This window comes from Streptomyces sp. NPDC004031, from assembly GCF_053604375.1.
In genome coordinates, this window is sequence record NZ_JBSGHL010000021.1 from 1 (window position 1) to 16,309 (window position 16,309).

A 16,309-nucleotide genomic window follows, 5' to 3' on the forward strand; every position below is an offset into this window, starting at 1 on the left:
GGCCCGGCGGGGGCGTCAGGACAGAGGTGGGGGGTTGCCGGTCACGGCGTCTCCTGGGTGCGTGTGAGGGGACCGGACCCGTCCGGGGCCTGCGGCGACGTATCCAGCAGACCCAGGAGAGGAGGCCGGTGACATGATCCTCTCCGTGGAGGTGATCGGCGCGGTCGTGGCCGCGCTGCTGCTCGGGCTCTTCGTCTTCGGGCTGCGCCGCCGGCTGATCCAGCGCTCCGGGGGCACCTTCGACTGCAGCCTGCGGCTCGCCCTGCCGGGCGTCGCCGAGCCCGGCGGAAAGGGCTGGCTCTACGGGGTGGCCCGCTACAACGGCGACCGCGTCGAGTGGTTCCGGGTCTTCTCCTACGCCCCGCGCCCGCGCCAGGTGCTGGAGCGGCACGCGATCGAGGTCGAGGGCCGCCGCCAGCCGCAGGGCACCGAGGAGCTGGCGCTGCTGTCGGACGCGGTGGTGCTGGCCTGCGAACACCAGGGCACCCGGCTGGAGCTGGCGATGAGCGACGACGCCCTGACCGGGTTCCTCGCCTGGCTGGAGGCCGCCCCGCCCGGCCAGCGCGTCAACGTCGCCTGAGCCCGCCCGCCGTCAGCGGTTCTCGCCGGGCACCCACAGCACGTCGCCGCGCTCCTTGTTCGCCGTCCTGGCCAGGATGAAAAGCAGGTCCGAGAGCCGGTTGAGATAGGTCGCGGTGAGCGCGTTCATGCTGTCGCCGTGCTCGGCCAGCGCCGCCCACGTCGAACGCTCCGCCCGGCGCACCACCGTGCAGGCCTGGTGCAGCAGGGCCGCGCCCGCGGTGCCGCCCGGCAGGATGAAGCTGCGCAGCTTCTCCAGCTCCGCCAGGAAGGTGTCGCAGTCGCCCTCCAGCCGGTCGACGTAGCTCTGCTCGACCCGCAGCGGCGGGTACTTCGGGTCCGGGACGACGGGCGTGGCGAGATCGGCGCCGACGTCGAAGAGGTCGTTCTGCACCCGGACCAGGACGGCGGTGACGTCCTCGGGCAGGGCGCCCAGCGCCAGGGCGGTGCCGATGACGGCGTTGGCCTCGTTGGCGTCGGCGTAGGCGGCGATCCGGCTGTCGGTCTTCGCGGTACGGCTCATGTCGCCGAGCGCGGTCGTGCCGTCGTCGCCGGTGCGGGTGTAGATGCGGGTGAGGTTGACCATGACCCGAGCGTAGAGCGTGCGCGCGAGGGGGCGGCAGGGCCCGCAGGTCACGGCGTGTGCGACCAAGGACACACCGTGACGCGGCCGACATCCTGCTGCGCACCGCCCGCGGGCGGCGCTAGGGTCCCACCCAATACCCCGAGAGGCCCCAGGGAAAGGTGCGTGTGCTGTGGCGAAGAAGCTCGCCGTCGTCGGAGCCGGACTGATGGGCGCGGGCATCGCGCAGGTGGCCGCACAGGCCGGCTACGAGGTGACGCTGCGGGACCTGACCGAGCAGGCGCTGACACGCGGCACCGACGGCATCAAGGCGTCGTTCGACCGCTTCGTCGCCAAGGGCAAGCTCGACGCGGCCGACGCCGAGGCGGCCCTCGCCCGTATCAGCACCACCACCGACCTGGAGGCGGCCGCGGGCGCCGACCTGGTGGTGGAGGCGGTCTTCGAGAAGATCGAGGTCAAGCAGGAGATCTTCCGCGAGCTGGACCGCATCACCGGACCGGAGACCGTACTGGCCTCCAACACCTCCGCGATCCCGATCACCAAGATCGCCGCCGCCACCGCGCACCCCGAGCGGGTCGTCGGCACGCACTTCTTCTCACCCGTGCCGATGATGCAGCTGTGCGAGCTGGTCCGCGGCTACAAGACCAGCGACGAGACGCTGGCCCGCGCCCGGGAGTTCGCCGAGGGCGTCGGCAAGACCTGCATCGTCGTCAACCGGGACGTCGCGGGCTTCGTCACCACCCGGCTGATCTCCGCCCTCGTCGTCGAGGCCGTCAAGCTCTACGAGTCCGGGGTCGCGACCGCCGAGGACATCGACACCGCCTGCAAGCTCGGCTTCGGCCACGCCATGGGCCCGCTCGCCACCACCGACCTCACCGGCGTGGACATCCTGCTGCACGCCACCGGCAACATCTACGCCGAATCGCAGGACGAGAAGTTCGCCCCGCCGGAGATCATGCGCCGCATGGTGGACGCCGGCGACCTGGGCCGCAAGAGCGGCCAGGGGTTCTACCCGTACTGAGCGTGCCGACGGCACCCGCCCGGATCACCCACAGGAGTGAATTCGGTATCGGTTCGCTCACAGAGGGCAACTTCTGTTTGCGACGGGCCGTCAGTTGTGTGAAGACATACGGACCAGCCCGTTTGCCGGTGCCGAACTCCCCGGGAGAGTGATCATGCACATCAGGGGCGACCACGCCAAGCTGGTCGTCGGGGGCCGCCTCGACGTCCGCAGCGCGGCGGACGCCCGTACGGCCCTGCACACCGCGGTCGACTCCGGCCGCGGCGACCTCGTACTCGACCTGACCGAGCTGGACTCGTGGGACGCGACCGGGCTCGGCGTCATCATGGGCGCCCACCGCAGGGCCGGTCGGGCCAACCGCCGCCTGGTGCTGCGGAATGTGCCGCCCCAGATGCAGAGGCTGCTGGTCGCGACCCGGCTGCACCGCATCCTCGCGATCGAGGCCGCGCCCACCCCGCCGGGCACGCGGTTCTAGCGCGGCTTCTAGCGCGGCGGGGCGCCCCTGCGGGGTGGGCCCCGCGGCCGAGCCGCCCCCGCGCTTCAGCGAAACCGTTTCTGCCTCTAGAGTTTGGGTCCGACGACCTCCTCCCGGCGCGCCCCGCGCGCCCCCGCCAAGGACCCCTAGGACCTCTGAGGACATGGACGAGCACAACGGCGAGCCCGACCGCACGGGGCAGGACGAGCCCTTCGACGCCTTCGGGGTCCGCAAGGGCATCGGCAGGGGCGGCTCCGGTGAGCGCGGCGCGCTCGTGCCCTACCAGCAGCAGCCCCCCGCGACCCGCGACGCCCGCTTCGACACGGGCGGCTACGGGGAGGGCGCCGACCCGACCGCGTTCGAGGGGCTGCGCCCGGCGGAGTCGTCGTACGCCGACTTCCCGGCGTTCCCCGACTTCCCCGAGGTCCCCGCGGCGGGCGCCGAGGACGCCACCGAGCTGCTGCCCAAGGCCGTCCGCGCGGCCCGCGAGCCGCTGGAGCTGATGGCCGCCACCCGCACCCCCAGCGGCGGCAGCGCCCGCGTCCGGCGCATCACGACCGCCGACTACCTGCTCACCGTCAACCCCATCGACGGCACCGAGGTCGTCCGCTGCCCGCCCGGTGAGCGCCGCACCCCCGTGCAGCGCACCCGCGAGGAGCGCGCGGCCCGCCTCACCGCCGCCCGCCCCGCCCCACCGCCGGGGCCGCCCGCGCCCGAACTGCCGCTGCTGGAGCGGGACGAGGAGCGCGAGCGGGTCATCCGGCTGCTGTCCCGGGGCCGTTCCGTCCGGGTCACCGGAGCCTCCGGTGCCGGGCGCACCGCGCTGCTCGAAGCCGTCGCCAAGGCCTGCGCCGACCTCGCGCCCGAGGGCGTGCTGTGGCTGTCCGGCTACCACCGCACCGTCGGCGACGTCCTGCAGAACCTGCACGACACCGTGTGGACCGGCGACGACCACCGCCCCGACCGCGCCGAACTGCCCGTCCTGCTCCGGGAGTTCGGGGCCGTCGTGGTCGTCGACGACGTGGAGTTCGGCGGCACCGCGCTCGCCGAACTGCTCGCCGCAGCACCCGAATGCGCCTTCCTGCTCTCCGCGACCACCGAGGCGCCCGCGCCCGCCGCCGAATCCGGCGTCGAGGACGTCTACCTCGCGGGCCTGTCCCGCACCGCCTGCGTCGACCTGCTCGCACTCGCCGCCGGCCGCGCCCTCGACGAGGACGAGACCGCCTGGGCCGCCGACCTGTGGTTCGAGTCCGAGGGCCTGCCGCTGCGCTTCGTCCAGGCCGGGGCCCTGCTGCGGCAGCGCGACGCGCTGCGCTTCCCCGCCGAACCCGACTGGGACGACTCCGTCTGGGACAACGGCACGCCCGCCGCCCCCTCCGCGCTGCCCGACCTCAGCGGCTTCGACGACACCCCCGGCATACCCCCGGCGGCCGCGCCGCCCGCCCGCATACCCGCGGCCGACGTGCCGCTGCCCTCCCTCGCCGAGAGCGCCGCCCCCGCGGGCCTGCTCGCCTCCCGGCTCAGCGAGGCCGCCCGCGAGGCCCTCGCCTTCGCCGTCGCCCTCGACGGCGAGATACCCCACGCCTCGCACCTGCCCGCGCTCGTCGGCGACACCCACGGCGACGCGGCCCTCGGCGAGATGACCTCCGTCGGGCTCGCCGTCCCCGTCGCCTCGCACTACCGGCTCGCCGCCGGGGTCACCCGCCAGCTCGCCGCCGTCTTCACCGCCGAAGGCGAACTGAGCGAGGTCCAGGCGCACACCGCCGCCCTCCACTACGCCTGGTGGAGCGGCCACCCCTCCGTCACCCCCGCCGGCGCCGCCGCCGAGGCCGAGGCGATCCTCGCCTCCATGGCCGCCTGCCGCCACAACGGCAACCCCGGCGCCGCCGTCCTGCTCGCCCGCACCGTGGCCCCCGCCTTCGCCGCCGCCCTGCACTGGAGCGCCTGGGAACGCGCCCTGCGGCTCGGCCAGGAGGCCGCCCGGCTCACCGGCGAACTGGCCGAAGAGGCGTACTTCCATCACGAGCTGGGCGTGCTCGCCCTCTGCAACGGCGAGTACGACCGCGCCCGCGCGGAGCTGGAGGCGTCCGTGGGGATGCGCGGTGTCCTCGCGGACCGCCAGGGATCCGTCGTGGGCCGCCGCACCCTCGCCCTCGTCGAGGACGTCTCGCCCACCCCGCCGCCCCGTGCACTCCCGCCCGCCGCCGAGGCGTTCGACGACACCCCGCCGCCCGCCGCGGCCGAGACCGCGCCGCTCGCCGTCATCAAGCCCGAGCCCTCGCCGGGCCCCAAGCGGCTCGCCGTCGTCGGCACCCGCCGCAATCTCGTCGCCGCGGGCACGGGTGTGCTGCTGGCGGCGGTCCTCGGCACGGTGGTCACGCTGGGCGCGACGTCCGGCTCCGACGGTTCCGACCAGACCCCCCAGGTCAAGCCCCTGGAGACCACGCAGGACGCCGGTGACCCGGACACCACGCAGCCGGCGTCCCTGCCGGAGTCCGCGTCCACATCCGCCGCCCCTCCGTCGACCTCGCCGACCCCCACGACGCCGAGCGCGTCGGCGACCGCGACTCGCCCGTCTGCGACGCCGACGCGCAGCGCCACCTCCACGCCGCCGACGGCGACTTCTACTCCGCCGCGCCACACCACGTCGGGCGGGACGTCGTCCGGGGGCACTTCCTCCTCAGGAGGGTCATCCTCGGGGGGCGGGACCTCCACCGGAGGCGCCGGTACGGCCGGGGGTACGGGATCCACCGGTGGGACTGGCTCCGACGGCGGCACGGGCACCCCGACGGACACCGCGACACCGTCTCCGACCGCGTCGACCTCGGCGCCCGCGCTGCCGGACTCGATGACGGCGTCCGCCTCCGAGTCGGCCACGGAGGTGGCACCCGGCTGACGCGCCGGGCCCCGTTTTTCAGGGGCGCGTGGGGGTACCTCCCAGGCGGAGCTCTGGGGGAGAACGGAGCGCTCAGCCCCCACCGGGGCGCGGGTCGTCACCGACCCGAAGGGTCTCTTCGGTCCGATCCGGACCACCGGCCGGTGGTGGGTTGCTCGCGCAGTTCCCCGCGCCCCTAAAAACGCGTGGCCCCGCGGCGCAGGCGCACCCCTCAGCCCCCCGCGCCAGCGGAAAGCGCTCGCCCGGCGGCGTAGCCGGAGCCTCGCCCCCGCGGCAGCGGAAAACGCTCGCCCGGCGGCGTAGCCGGAGCCTCGCCCCCGCGGCAGCGGAAAACGCTCGCCCGGCGCGGCAGCCGCAGCCCCCGCGGCAGCGGGGAGTGGGCACCGCCCCCCCGCAGGGGGATCGTTCAGAAGAGGCGGAGTTTGTCGTCCTCGATGCCGCGCATCGCGTCGTAGTCGAGGACGACGCACTCCATGCCCCGGTCCGTCGCGAGGACCCTCGCCTGCGGCTTGATCTCCTGGGCTGCGAACACGCCCTTCACGGGCGCGAGGTGGGGGTCGCGGTTGAGGAGTTCGAGGTAGCGGGTGAGCTGTTCGACGCCGTCGATGTCGCCGCGGCGCTTGAGTTCGACCGCGACCGTGCCGCCGGAGGCGTCGCGGCAGAGGATGTCGACGGGGCCGATCGCGGTGGGGTATTCGCGGCGGATGAGGGTGTAGCCCTCGCCGAGGATCTCGATGCGGTCGGCGAGGAGTTCCTGGAGGTGCGCCTCGACGCCGTCCTTGATGAGGCCGGGGTCGATGCCGAGCTCGTGCGAGGAGTCGTGCAGGACCTCTTCTATGGTGATGACGAGTTGCTCACCCGCCTTGTTGACGACCGTCCAGACCCCGTCGTCGCCCTCCTTGAGGGTGCAGGGCGGGGACATCCAGTTGAGGGGCTTGTAGGCACGGTCGTCGGCGTGCACGGACAGGCTGCCGTCGGCCTTGACGAGGAGCAGCCGGGTGGCGGACGGGAGGTGGGCGGAGAGCCGTCCCGCGTAGTCGACGGAGCAGCGGGCGATCACGAGGCGCATGGTGGGTCACGCTACTAAAGACCGGCCCGCGTCCGCGATTCGGAGCCCCCGCGGGGGTGCCCGCGGGCGTCCCGGTGCCCGCCGCAGGCGCCTGGCACGTGACAGGGGCGAGCCGCACCGTACGAGTTCGGCCGACTACGCGGCGGGGCCGAAAAATGGCCGGTTGTGGGTGCTACCTCCTGGTGCGGGCAGCCGTCGAACCCTACGGTGGGACCCCGGAGGCGAGGTGGGGGCAATGCCGCCGCCGGACCCTCCGGATCCCGTCCGTACGGCCCCGTGCGTTCACGGGGTCACGAGAGGAGTACCCATGTCGCTCGACGTCTCTCCGGCCCTCCTCGAACAGGCCGAGCGAGGCGAGGTCGACGAGCAGGAATTCGTCGACTGCGTCAGGACGTCCCTTCCCTACGCGTGGGAGCTGGTGAGTTCGCTGGTGGCACAGCTCAAGGTGGACGGCGGGGAGTTCGCCGACAACCTGGTGCCGCCGCCGAGCGAGCAGGAGCGCGGCCAGTTGCTGCGCGCCCTGGCCAGTGACGCGATACGCGGGGCGCTGCAGCGGCACTTCGGGGTGCGCCTGGCTTTCCAGAACTGCCACCGGGTGGCGGTCTTCCCGCTCGACGCGGTGGACGGACCCGGTTACGCCGACTTCACCTCGGTCCGCTCGCAGGTGCTGAACCAGTCCCCGGAACTGCGCGACTGCTGACCCGCGCTCGGCGCCGGCGTGCTTCCGTAACGGGTCCAGGGCATGTGAGATCAGGCCAGTTCCGGGAGGACGTCGGCGCCGAGGCGGGCCACGTTCTGCAGTGTGGTGTCGAGGTCGCCCGAGCCCTCGACGAGCAGCGCGAAGCGGGTGATGCCGGTGCGCGCGGCGGTCGCGGCGAGCCGGTCGGCGCACAGCCGGGGCGGGCCCACCGGGTGCAGGGCGCACAGCAGGTCGGTGTAGCCCAGCGGGTCGCGCATGGTGCGCGGGCCGCCGTCCACGGTGCGGTGCGCGGCGAGGCCCTGCTGGAGCCAGCCCGGCATGGCCTTGCGCAGCGCCTCGGCGGCGTCGGCCCGGGTGTCGGCGATCTGTGCGACGCCCGCGGAGACGTGCCCGGCGGCAGCCACGGCCTCCGGGGGGTGGCCCGCCTCCAGGGCGGTGCGCCGCCACAGGGCGACCATCGCGGCCTTGTCGTCGTCCCCGCAGTGCATGCCGAGCAGCATGGGCAGGCAGCGTTCGGCGGCCAGCCGGACACTGCCCGGCGATGTGCACGCCACCACCACCTCCGGGCCCGGCCGTTCCTCCAGTTCGTCCGCCCGGGGCACCACGGGCACCTCGCGGAAGGTGTAGCGGGGTCCGGTTCCGGCCACCGCGGGTTCGCGCAGCCAGCGCAGCAGCAGGTCCAGGGATTCGGGGAAGCCGGTCTCGTAGGCGGCCTTGCCGGCGCCGAAGACCTCCAGGTCGACCCATGGTCCGCCGCGTCCCACGCCGAGGGCGAAGCGTCCGCCGGAGGCGAGGTGCAGCAGCGCGGCCTGCTCGCCGAGCGCGACGGGGTGCGCGGTGGGCAGCACGCTCACGGCGGTGCCGACGGTCAGCCGCCGGGTCCTGCCGAGCAGCAGCGCGGCGAGCGTCACGGCGGACGGGCAGACCCCGTACGGTACGAAGTGGTGTTCGGCCAGCCATACCGCGTCGAGTCCCGCCTGCTCGGCGGCCTCGGCCGTCGATATCGCCCGGTGCAGCGGCTCGGCCTGGCCCTGCCCGGGAAACTGAGCTGCGAGTACGAACGTCCCCAGTCGCATCCGCCCGCTCCCTCCCTCGCCTTCGGCGGCGGCACGGGCCTGCTGCGGCCCTTCGCGGCCCGCCGGATGGACGCCGGGACCGTCCTGTCCCGACTCCCTGCCTAACGTCTGGCACGTGCCAAAGGCACGGGTTCGTGCGGCGATTTCATGATTTTCGCCAGGGGAGCGGCCGATCCACCCGATCGGGTGACGGTGCGCCCGGTGTCCACCCGCCGCGCACCTGCCGCGTTTCGGGCCCGCGGGCCCCCGGCGCGTACCCTGGAAGCCGTCCGCACAGCCACAGATGGCGAGGTGTCCCGTGTCGCCGCGACGCAACCGCCCGCACGGCGCCCAGCGCCCCGCGGAGCGCAGCCAGGAGTCGGGGGTCGGCGGTGCCGGCACCGTGGAGTGGCAGGGGGAGGAATGGGTGGTGCGGCCGGTCGCCGGTTCGGCGTCCGCCAAGCACTACCGCTGCCCCGGCTGCGACCAGGAGATCCCGCCCGGTGTCGGGCACGTGGTGGCCTGGCGCGAGTACGACGGGCTCGACGACCGGCGGCACTGGCACCGCGCGTGCTGGAACGCGCGGGACCGCCGCACCAGCAAGGTGCAGCGGTCCCGTAACGCGCCCCGGTACTGACGCCCCGGCCGGCGTGCGCGGCGGTGCTCGCCCGGCTCAGGCGTCGCGCTGGCGCAGCACGATGTAGCCGCCGATCAGGGCCGCCAGCACCCACAGCGCCATGATGCCGATACCGCCCCACGGGCCGTACGACAGGTGCTCGTCATTGGTCGTGACGACCCGCACGACCTGCTGCCCGGCCTGGTCGGGGAAGTAGTGCGCGACCGACTTGACCTTCGGCACCGCCGCCAGGATCGGCGAGACCAGGAAGAAGAACGGCATCAGGATGCCCAGGCTCAGCATCGGGCTGCGCAGTATCGCCGCGGCGCCCACGCACAGCAGCACCAGCAGCGTCGAGTAGATCCCGGCGCCGACGACCGCGCGCAGCACGCCCGGGTCGCTGATCTTCGCCTTGTGCGAGCCCAGCAGCGCCTGGCCGAGGAAGAACACCACGAAGCTGGTGGCCATCGACGCCAGCAGCGCCAGCCCGCCCGCCACCGCGACCTTGCTGGCGTAGAAGGCGCTGCGCTGCGGCACCGCGGCGAGCGAGGTGCGGATCATGCCGGTGCTGTACTCGCTGGCGATGACCAGCACGCCGAAGACGATCAGCGCGAGCTGGCCGAGCTGCATCCCGGCGAAGCCGGTCGCGGTCGGGTCGAAGGTCGCCTGGTCGTGCGAGGACAGCGAGTCCCAGGTGTTGTTGAACACCAGGCAGATGATCGAGCCGAGGGCGACCGTCATCAGGAAGGACAGGACCAGCGTCCAGATGGTCGAGCGGACCGAGCGGATCTTCGTCCACTCCGAGAGCAGGACGGCGGAAGGCGCAGCCATGTCAGCGCCCCTTTCCGGAGCCGGAGTTGCGCCACTGCGAACCCCACTGCTCACCGCCGGGCTGCCCGCCCGGTTGCGGCTGCGGCGGCGCGGCGACCGGCTGCCCCGGCTGCGCGGGCGGCACCGGTGCGCCCGGCGTCACGGCGCCGTGGGCGTGGTATTCGACCGACTCGGCGGTCAGCTGCATGAAGGCTTCCTCCAACGACGCCCGCTGCGGGCTCAGTTCGTGCAGCACCAGCTGGTGCTTGGCGGCGAGTTCGCCGAGCTGCGCGGATTCGGCCCCGGTGACCTCGAAGGCGCCGTCCGCGGCGGTCGTGGCGGCGATCCCGGCCTCCGCCAGCAGGTCCTTGAGCCGCTCCGGCTGCGGGGTGCGCATCCGCACGTAGGAGCGTGAGTTGCGCTCGATGAAGTCGGCCATCGAGGTGTCGGCGAGCAGCCGCCCGCGCCCGATGACGATGAGGTGCTCGGCGGTCAGCGCCATCTCGCTCATCAGGTGGCTGGAGACGAAGACCGTACGGCCCTGGGCCGCGAGCCCCTTCATCAGGTTCCGGATCCAGTGGATGCCCTCCGGGTCCAGCCCGTTGACCGGTTCGTCGAACATCAGGATCTCGGGGTCGCCGAGCAGCGCCGCCGCGATGCCGAGCCGCTGCCCCATACCGAGGGAGAAGCCCTTGGAACGCTTGCGGGCCACCGCCGTCAGGCCCACCGTCTCCAGCACCTCGCTCACCCGGCGGGTGGGGATGCGGTTGGACTGCGCGATGCACAGCAGGTGGTTGTACGCGGTGCGGCCGCCGTGGATCGACTTGGCGTCCAGCAGCGCCCCGATGTGCTTGAGAGGCTCGCTGAGCTGCGCGTAGTGCTTGCCGTCGATCCGGACGTCACCGCTGGTCGGCGAGTCCAGGCCGAGCATCATCCGCATCGTGGTGGACTTGCCCGCTCCGTTGGGCCCGAGAAAACCGGTCACCACGCCGGGCCGCACGGTGAAGGTCAGATGGTCGACGGCGGTCTTGTCCCCGTACCGCTTCGTGAGCCCCTGCAACTCAATCATGCGCCCGAGGCTAGCAAGAGACGCCGGAGCCCCCGCACCGTTTGGGGCGCGGGGGCTGCGGAATAGGGGTTGCCACCGGGGTTCCGGCGTGCCGGGCGAACGGGGGAGCCGCCCGCCGGCCGGATAACGGCCGGGTCAGCGCGACTGCTGCGCCGGGACGCTGCGGGAGATCGGCTCGTCGTCCGGGGTGGTCGCCGCGGCGACCGCCGCACCGGTCAGCGTCGCCAGCATCTCGCGGACGTTGGTCAGCTGCGCGTTGATGCTGTCGCGGCGGTTGGTGAGCGCCGCCAGCTCGCGCTCGGACTCGCTGCGGATCCGGTCGGCCTTCGCGTTCGCGTCCGCGACGATGTCCTCGGACTGCCGCTGCGCGGTCTCCACGGTCTGGCGGGCGCGGCGCTCGGCGTCGGTCCGCAGCTTCTCGGCCTCCAGGCGCAGCTGCTCGGCGCGGTGCTCGATCTCCGCCAGCCGCTTCTCCGCCTTCGCCTGACGCGACGCCAGGTCGCGCTCGGACTGCTCGCGGCGCTTGGCCAGGTTGGTCTCGAAGTCCGCGGCGGCCTGGGCGGCCTTGGCGCGGGTCTCCTCGAACAGCGCGTCGGCCTCCTCGCGCTTGGCCTGCGCGTCCTTCTGCGCCTCGCCACGCAGGTTGGAGGCGTCGCCCTTGGCCTTCTCGACGATCCGCGCGCCCTCGTCCTCGGCCTTGGCCTTGCGGTCGGACGCGAACGCCTCGGCGTCGTTGCGCACCTGGGCGGCGGCCGACTCGGCCAGCTCGCGGTGCTGCTCGGCGGCCCGACGGGCCTCCTCACGAAGGTCCTTGGCCTCCTCCTCGGCCAGCCGCAGGATCTTCTCGACGCGGGCGCCGAGACCGGCGTAGGAGGGTTCGGCATCGTTCACCTGCGCCGCGGCGTTCTGGGTCTCGAGGTGGAGTTCCTCGATGCGCTTCTCCAGTGCGGTGATGCGAGTCAGCGCGCTGTCACGGTCGGCGACGAGCTTGGTGATGCGGTCGTCCACCTGTCCGCGGTCGTATCCGCGACGCACGAGCTCGAAGCCGAAGGGAGAGGAAGTGTCGCTCATGGGGTTCCTGTCGATGATTCAGACCGGTGAGGTGATAGAGGGAATCCTAGGGGGCTTTGCGGCGTGTCACCGAGCCATTGCGCATTCGGCATGGAGAATGTGCGCTCAATCGAGTGGCTGATCGTCGCTGCGCTTGCCACCTGACCTGGTGGGACCCGTGGAGGCTCCAGCCGAGACCGTACTCTTCGGCGATTTGCCCGCGCCACCCGGAGCCTCGAACTGCTCCAGTGCCGCCAGCACGTCCTGCACCCGGCCGATCTCCGCGTTGATGTCCTCGCGGCGGCGCGAGAGGGTCTCCAGCTCGCGGCGGCCCTGCTCCACGATGTGCTCGGCCTCGGCACGCGCCTCGCGCTTGACCCGCTCGGCCTCGCGCTCGGACTCCGCCTTCTTCTGCTCGGCCTCCTTGAGCAGGCCCTCGACCTTCTTCACCGCGGCGATCCTGACCTTGCTGGCCTCGGACGTCGCGGTCGACTTGATCTCGGCCGCCTTCTGCTCGGCCTCGCGCAGCTGTTCGGTCGCCGCCGCCACCAGCTTGTCGACCCGCTCGCCGACCACCCGCATCGCCTCGGCGGCCTCCTTGCGGGAGCGGTCGTGCAGCGCCTCCACCTCGGACTCCACCCGCTGCCGCAGCTCGTCGGTGCGCTCGCGGATCGTCGTGGCGTCCCGGCGGGCCTCGCCGAGCAGCGTGTCGGCGTCCGTACGGGCCCGCTCGACCATGCCGTTGCCCTCGGCCGTCGCCTCGTTGACCAGCCGCTCGGCCTCCGCGCGGGCCGCCGCGACCAGGGTGTCGGCCTGCTCCTCGGCCGCCTCGGCGAGCCGCCTGGCCTCCGCCTGCGCCTTGCCGACCAGCGTGTCCGCCTGCTCCGCGGCCTCGCTGCGGCGCTTGTTGGCCGCTTCCCGGGCCTCGTCCAGGATGCGCTGCGAGTTGGCCCGCGACTCCTCCGCGGTCTGCTCGGCCTCCGCCAGCCCCGCGCGGGCCTTGGCGCCCAGCCGCTCGGCCTCCTCGCGGGCCTTGCCGACCAGCGTGTCGGCCTGCGTGGCGGCGTCGGTACGCATCCGGTTGGCGTCCTCGCGGGCCTCGGCGCGCAGCCGGTCGGCCTCCTCGATCGCCTCCGTGACCGTACGGTCGGCCAGCGACCTGGCCGCCTCCGACTCCTCCTGCGCCTCCCGGCGCATCCGCGCGGTGTCCTCCGCGGCGCGCTCGCGCTCGGAGTTGGCGTCGGCGTGCAGCCGGTCCGCCTCGCCCTGCGCCTCGGTGCGCAGCCGCTCGGCGGCGTGCTCGGCCGCCGAGCGCAGCCCGGCGATCTCCTGCTCGGCCTCCTGGTGCAGGTTCGCGACCGCGTCCCGTACCTGCTGGGCGGTCTGCTCGGCCGCCGCGACCAGCTCGCCGGCCCGCTGCTCCGCCTCCGCGGACAGCCGGTCGGCCTCCGCCGCCGCGTCCTCGACCCGCTTGCGGGCCGCCGCGAGCAGCTCCTCGCTCTCCTCGCGGGCCCGCGCCCGCTCCTGCTCGGCCTCGGCCCGCGCGGTCGCCAGGTGCTCCTCGGCCGCCCGGCGCCGCCGGGCCGCCTCCTCCTGCGCCCCGGCCAGTGCCTCGGCGGCCTCCGCGCCCAGCCGCTCGGCCGCCGCGGACGCCTCGGCCCGCAGCCGGTCGGCGGTCTCCTGCGCCTCGCCGCGGGTGCGCTCGGCCTCCGCGGCCGCGTCGGCCTGCACCCGCAGGGCGACGTTCTCGCCCTCGGCCCGGGTCTGCGCGGCGTCGGCCGCCGCCTCGTCCCGCAGCCGTACGGCCTCGGCCTCGGCCTGCTCGACCAGGGCCCGGACCCGTTCGGCGGTCTCCTGGCGTACCCGCTCGGCGTCCTCGGCGGCCTCCGCGCGCAGCCGGTCGGCCTCGGCGCTGGCCTCGCGCAGATTCTGCTCGGCCGCCGCGACCCGGGCCTCGGCCTCCTCGCGCAGCCGGACGAGGTCGGCCTCGGCCTCCTCGCGCATCCGGGCCACGACCGTCTCGCCCTCGGCCCGCTGCTCGGCGGCGGCCCGCTCGGCGGCCTCCCGGACCGCCGCGCCCTGCCGCTCGGCCTCGGCCCGCAGCTCGTCGGCCTCGGCGCGCGCGGTGCGCAGCGCCTCCTCGGCCTTGGTGTTCAGCGCGGAGGCCCGCTCCACGGACTCCGCGCGCATCCGCTCGGCCTCGCCGGCCGCCTTCTGCCGCTGCTCGTCGCCGTCCGCCTTGGCCTTGGCCAGCAGCTCCTCGGCCTTGCTGGCGGCCTCCTCGATCTGCCCGACGGCCTCGCGGCGTGCCTCGCCGCGGATCCGCTCGCCCTCGGCGACCGCCTCGGCCCGCAGCTGCTCGGCCTCGCCGCGCAGCCGCCGGGCCTCCTCCTGGAGCTCGACGGTGCGGGCCCGGTACTCCTTGGTGTCGTCCTGGGCGGCGCCGCGCAGCTCCTGCGCCGCGGACTCCGCCTCGCCGCGCACCCGGTCCGCCTCGGCCTGCGCCTCCTTGCGGATGCGCTCGGCCTCCTCGCCCGCGCCCTTGGTCGTCGAGCGGGCGTCCTCCGACGCCTTGGTCAGGATCTCCTCGGCGGAGCGGGCGGCCTGCGCGAGCTGCGCGGCCGCGTCCTCGGCGGCGGCCGCGCGGGCGGTCTCCTGCGCCTCGGTACGGATCCGGTCGGCCTCGGCCCGCGCGTCGGCGACGGTCTGCTCGGCGTCCGCCTTGGCGGTCTCGGCCTCCTTGGTCGCCTCGCTCACCATGCGGGCGATCTCGGCCTTGGCCGTCCGGGTGCGCTGCTCCATCTCGGCCTCGGCGGCGGCCAGCCGCTTGGCGGCGCCCGCGGCGGCCTCGTCGCGCAGCTTGTCCGCCTCGGCGGTCGCCGCGCGCAGCCGCTCGTCGGCCTCCCGGACGCGCTCCTCGGCGAGCCGGGACAGCTCGGTGGCGCGCTGCCGGGCCTCGTCGGTTTCGCTGCGGCTGGTGCTGCGCAGCTGCTCGGCCTCGGTGGTGGCCTCCTGGGCCTGCGAGGACGCGGCGGTCAGCAGCCGCTCGGCGTCCGTACGCGCCCGCCGCAGCACCTGCTCGGCCTCGGCGCGCGCGGCCTGGGCGTCGGAGGTGAGCCGGTCCCTGGTCTGCTCGGCGACCCGGGTGGCCTCGGCGCGGGCGGCGGCGAGCGCCGCCTCGGACTCCGCGCGGGTCTCGTCCAGCAGCCGGCGGGCCTGCGCCTCGCTGCGGGCGCGCAGCTGCTCGGCCCAGGCGACGTTCTCGTTGACGTGGCCCTCGACGCTGGCCCGCCGCTCGGCCAGCTCCTCGTCGAGCTGGCGGCGCCGGGCGATGGCCTCGGCGTGCCACTCGGCCTCGAAGCGGGCCTGGTGCTCGGCCTGCTCCTGGAGGAGGCGCTGGGTCTGGGCGCGGGCCTCGCGCAGCTCGCGCTCGGCGTCGGCGCGCAGCTGGTCGGCCTGGATCTGGGCGTTGCGCAGCAGCTGGTCGGCCTGGTGGCCGATGTTGTCGTACGCGGGGCGGGAGGCGAGCATCCGGCGGGCCTCGTGCAGCTTGGCACGCAGCACCTCGACCTGGTAGCCGAGGTCGTCGGCGTGATCGACCGCCTTGCCCCGCTCGGTCCGCAGCCGCTCCATCTCGGCCTCGAACTGAGAGAGGTGGTCGTCAGCCCGGTAGCTGTCGTTGCCCCGCACTCCGCGGTCCCATCGGTCTCCTGGCGTTCTCACCCGCCAACCGGGTGAGCTTCTCCGTGACCCTGTTTGAATCAGGGCCTACGAAGAATGGTGTCAGATCAACGGCGCGGAGCGGGAGCGTACCCAGACCCCACCCCGGTCGGCCCGGCCACTCTACCGGGCAGCACGGGGATAAGGTCAGTGGTCCTCGACAGGTCGGTGCTCGCCGGAGGGTGTGTCGGCGGCCGCGGGGGAGTGGGCTGCGGCGGCGGTCACCAGTTCGGTCAGGACGCCGTGGCAGTCCTTCGGGTGCAGGAAGGTGATCCGCGAGTCCATGGAGCCGCGCCGCGGCTCGTCGTAGAGGACCCGTACGCCCTTGCCGCGGATGGCCTCGGAGTCCGTGTCGACGTCCGCGGTGCCGAAGGCGATGTGGTGGACGCCCTCGCCGTTCTTGGCCAGCCATTTGCCGACCGCGCTGTCCTCCCGGATCGGCTCCAGCAGCTGGAGGTAGGAGGAGCCGCCGTCGTCCGTACCGTTGATCCTGAGCATGGCCTCGCGTACGCCCTGCTCGTCGTTGACCTCTGTGTGGAAGACCTCGAATCCGTAGGTGGCGCGGTAGAACTCGACGGTCGCGTCGAGGTCGGAGCAGGCGATCCCGATGTGGTCGATACGAGTCAGCATGGAACCAGTGCACCGTAAGGCCCGCGATTACACAAC

Annotated in this window: 14 protein-coding genes; 6 read left to right on the forward strand and 8 right to left on the reverse strand. The window is 73.9% G+C overall.

The annotated features are described in order from the left end of the window. Positions 1-133: 133 nt before the first annotated feature. The gene (locus tag ACWERV_RS15740; RefSeq protein ID WP_398186419.1) at positions 134-580 is read left to right on the forward strand and encodes a DUF2550 domain-containing protein; all 447 of its coding nucleotides are present in this window, start codon (positions 134-136) and stop codon (positions 578-580) included. 12 nt (positions 581-592) lie between these two features. On the opposite strand, the gene ACWERV_RS15745 is transcribed toward ACWERV_RS15740, so the two are convergent. Continuing rightward, a complete protein-coding gene (locus ACWERV_RS15745; RefSeq protein ID WP_452933160.1) occupies positions 593-1,165 on the reverse strand; it encodes a cob(I)yrinic acid a,c-diamide adenosyltransferase in 573 nt (190 codons plus the stop codon). 169 nt (positions 1,166-1,334) lie between these two features. Between ACWERV_RS15745 and ACWERV_RS15750 the strand changes: the two genes are divergently transcribed. From ACWERV_RS15750 to ACWERV_RS15760, 3 genes are all read left to right on the forward strand, one after another. Beyond that, positions 1,335-2,183, forward strand: coding sequence for a 3-hydroxyacyl-CoA dehydrogenase family protein (locus tag ACWERV_RS15750; protein ID WP_398186413.1), 849 nt, complete (start codon positions 1,335-1,337; stop codon positions 2,181-2,183). Between the two features lie 154 nt (positions 2,184-2,337). Next, positions 2,338-2,658 (forward strand): STAS domain-containing protein, encoded by a 321-nt coding sequence (locus ACWERV_RS15755; protein ID WP_398186411.1) that lies wholly within the window; start codon positions 2,338-2,340, stop codon positions 2,656-2,658. 163 nt (positions 2,659-2,821) lie between these two features. Beyond that, positions 2,822-5,554: an ATP-binding protein gene (locus ACWERV_RS15760; RefSeq protein WP_452933163.1), complete on the forward strand. Its 2,733-nt coding sequence runs from the start codon at positions 2,822-2,824 to the stop codon at positions 5,552-5,554. Positions 5,555-5,960: 406 nt separating this feature from the next. Here ACWERV_RS15760 and nucS read toward each other — a convergent pair whose 3' ends face one another. Beyond that, the gene (gene nucS, locus ACWERV_RS15765; RefSeq protein WP_452933165.1) at positions 5,961-6,623 is read right to left on the reverse strand and encodes an endonuclease NucS; all 663 of its coding nucleotides are present in this window, start codon (positions 6,621-6,623) and stop codon (positions 5,961-5,963) included. A 307-nt stretch (positions 6,624-6,930) separates the two neighbouring features. Between nucS and ACWERV_RS15770 the strand changes: the two genes are divergently transcribed. Continuing rightward, positions 6,931-7,323: an SCO5389 family protein gene (locus ACWERV_RS15770; protein ID WP_398186403.1), complete on the forward strand. Its 393-nt coding sequence runs from the start codon at positions 6,931-6,933 to the stop codon at positions 7,321-7,323. A gap of 50 nt (positions 7,324-7,373) precedes the next feature. Here the strand turns inward: ACWERV_RS15770 and ACWERV_RS15775 are convergent, their stop codons facing one another. Then, the gene (locus tag ACWERV_RS15775; protein WP_452933167.1) at positions 7,374-8,399 is read right to left on the reverse strand and encodes an LLM class flavin-dependent oxidoreductase; all 1,026 of its coding nucleotides are present in this window, start codon (positions 8,397-8,399) and stop codon (positions 7,374-7,376) included. A gap of 298 nt (positions 8,400-8,697) precedes the next feature. On the opposite strand from ACWERV_RS15775, the gene ACWERV_RS15780 reads away from it, so the two are divergent. After that, positions 8,698-9,015: an ATP/GTP-binding protein gene (locus ACWERV_RS15780; RefSeq protein ID WP_398186398.1), complete on the forward strand. Its 318-nt coding sequence runs from the start codon at positions 8,698-8,700 to the stop codon at positions 9,013-9,015. Positions 9,016-9,051: 36 nt separating this feature from the next. On the opposite strand, the gene ACWERV_RS15785 is transcribed toward ACWERV_RS15780, so the two are convergent. From ACWERV_RS15785 to mce, 5 genes are all read right to left on the reverse strand, one after another. Beyond that, the gene (locus ACWERV_RS15785) at positions 9,052-9,825 is read right to left on the reverse strand and encodes an ABC transporter permease (protein WP_398186396.1); all 774 of its coding nucleotides are present in this window, start codon (positions 9,823-9,825) and stop codon (positions 9,052-9,054) included. 1 nt (position 9,826) lies between these two features. After that, the gene (locus tag ACWERV_RS15790; RefSeq protein ID WP_452933170.1) at positions 9,827-10,873 is read right to left on the reverse strand and encodes an ABC transporter ATP-binding protein; all 1,047 of its coding nucleotides are present in this window, start codon (positions 10,871-10,873) and stop codon (positions 9,827-9,829) included. Between the two features lie 135 nt (positions 10,874-11,008). Beyond that, a complete protein-coding gene (locus ACWERV_RS15795) occupies positions 11,009-11,944 on the reverse strand; it encodes a coiled-coil domain-containing protein (protein WP_398186390.1) in 936 nt (311 codons plus the stop codon). A gap of 105 nt (positions 11,945-12,049) precedes the next feature. After that, positions 12,050-15,613: a polarized growth protein Scy gene (gene scy, locus ACWERV_RS15800; protein WP_452933172.1), complete on the reverse strand. Its 3,564-nt coding sequence runs from the start codon at positions 15,611-15,613 to the stop codon at positions 12,050-12,052. Between the two features lie 177 nt (positions 15,614-15,790). Then, complete coding sequence (gene mce / locus ACWERV_RS15805; protein ID WP_452933173.1) at positions 15,791-16,273, reverse strand: methylmalonyl-CoA epimerase; 483 nt, start codon at positions 16,271-16,273, stop codon at positions 15,791-15,793. Between the last annotated feature and the right edge of the window lie 36 nt (positions 16,274-16,309).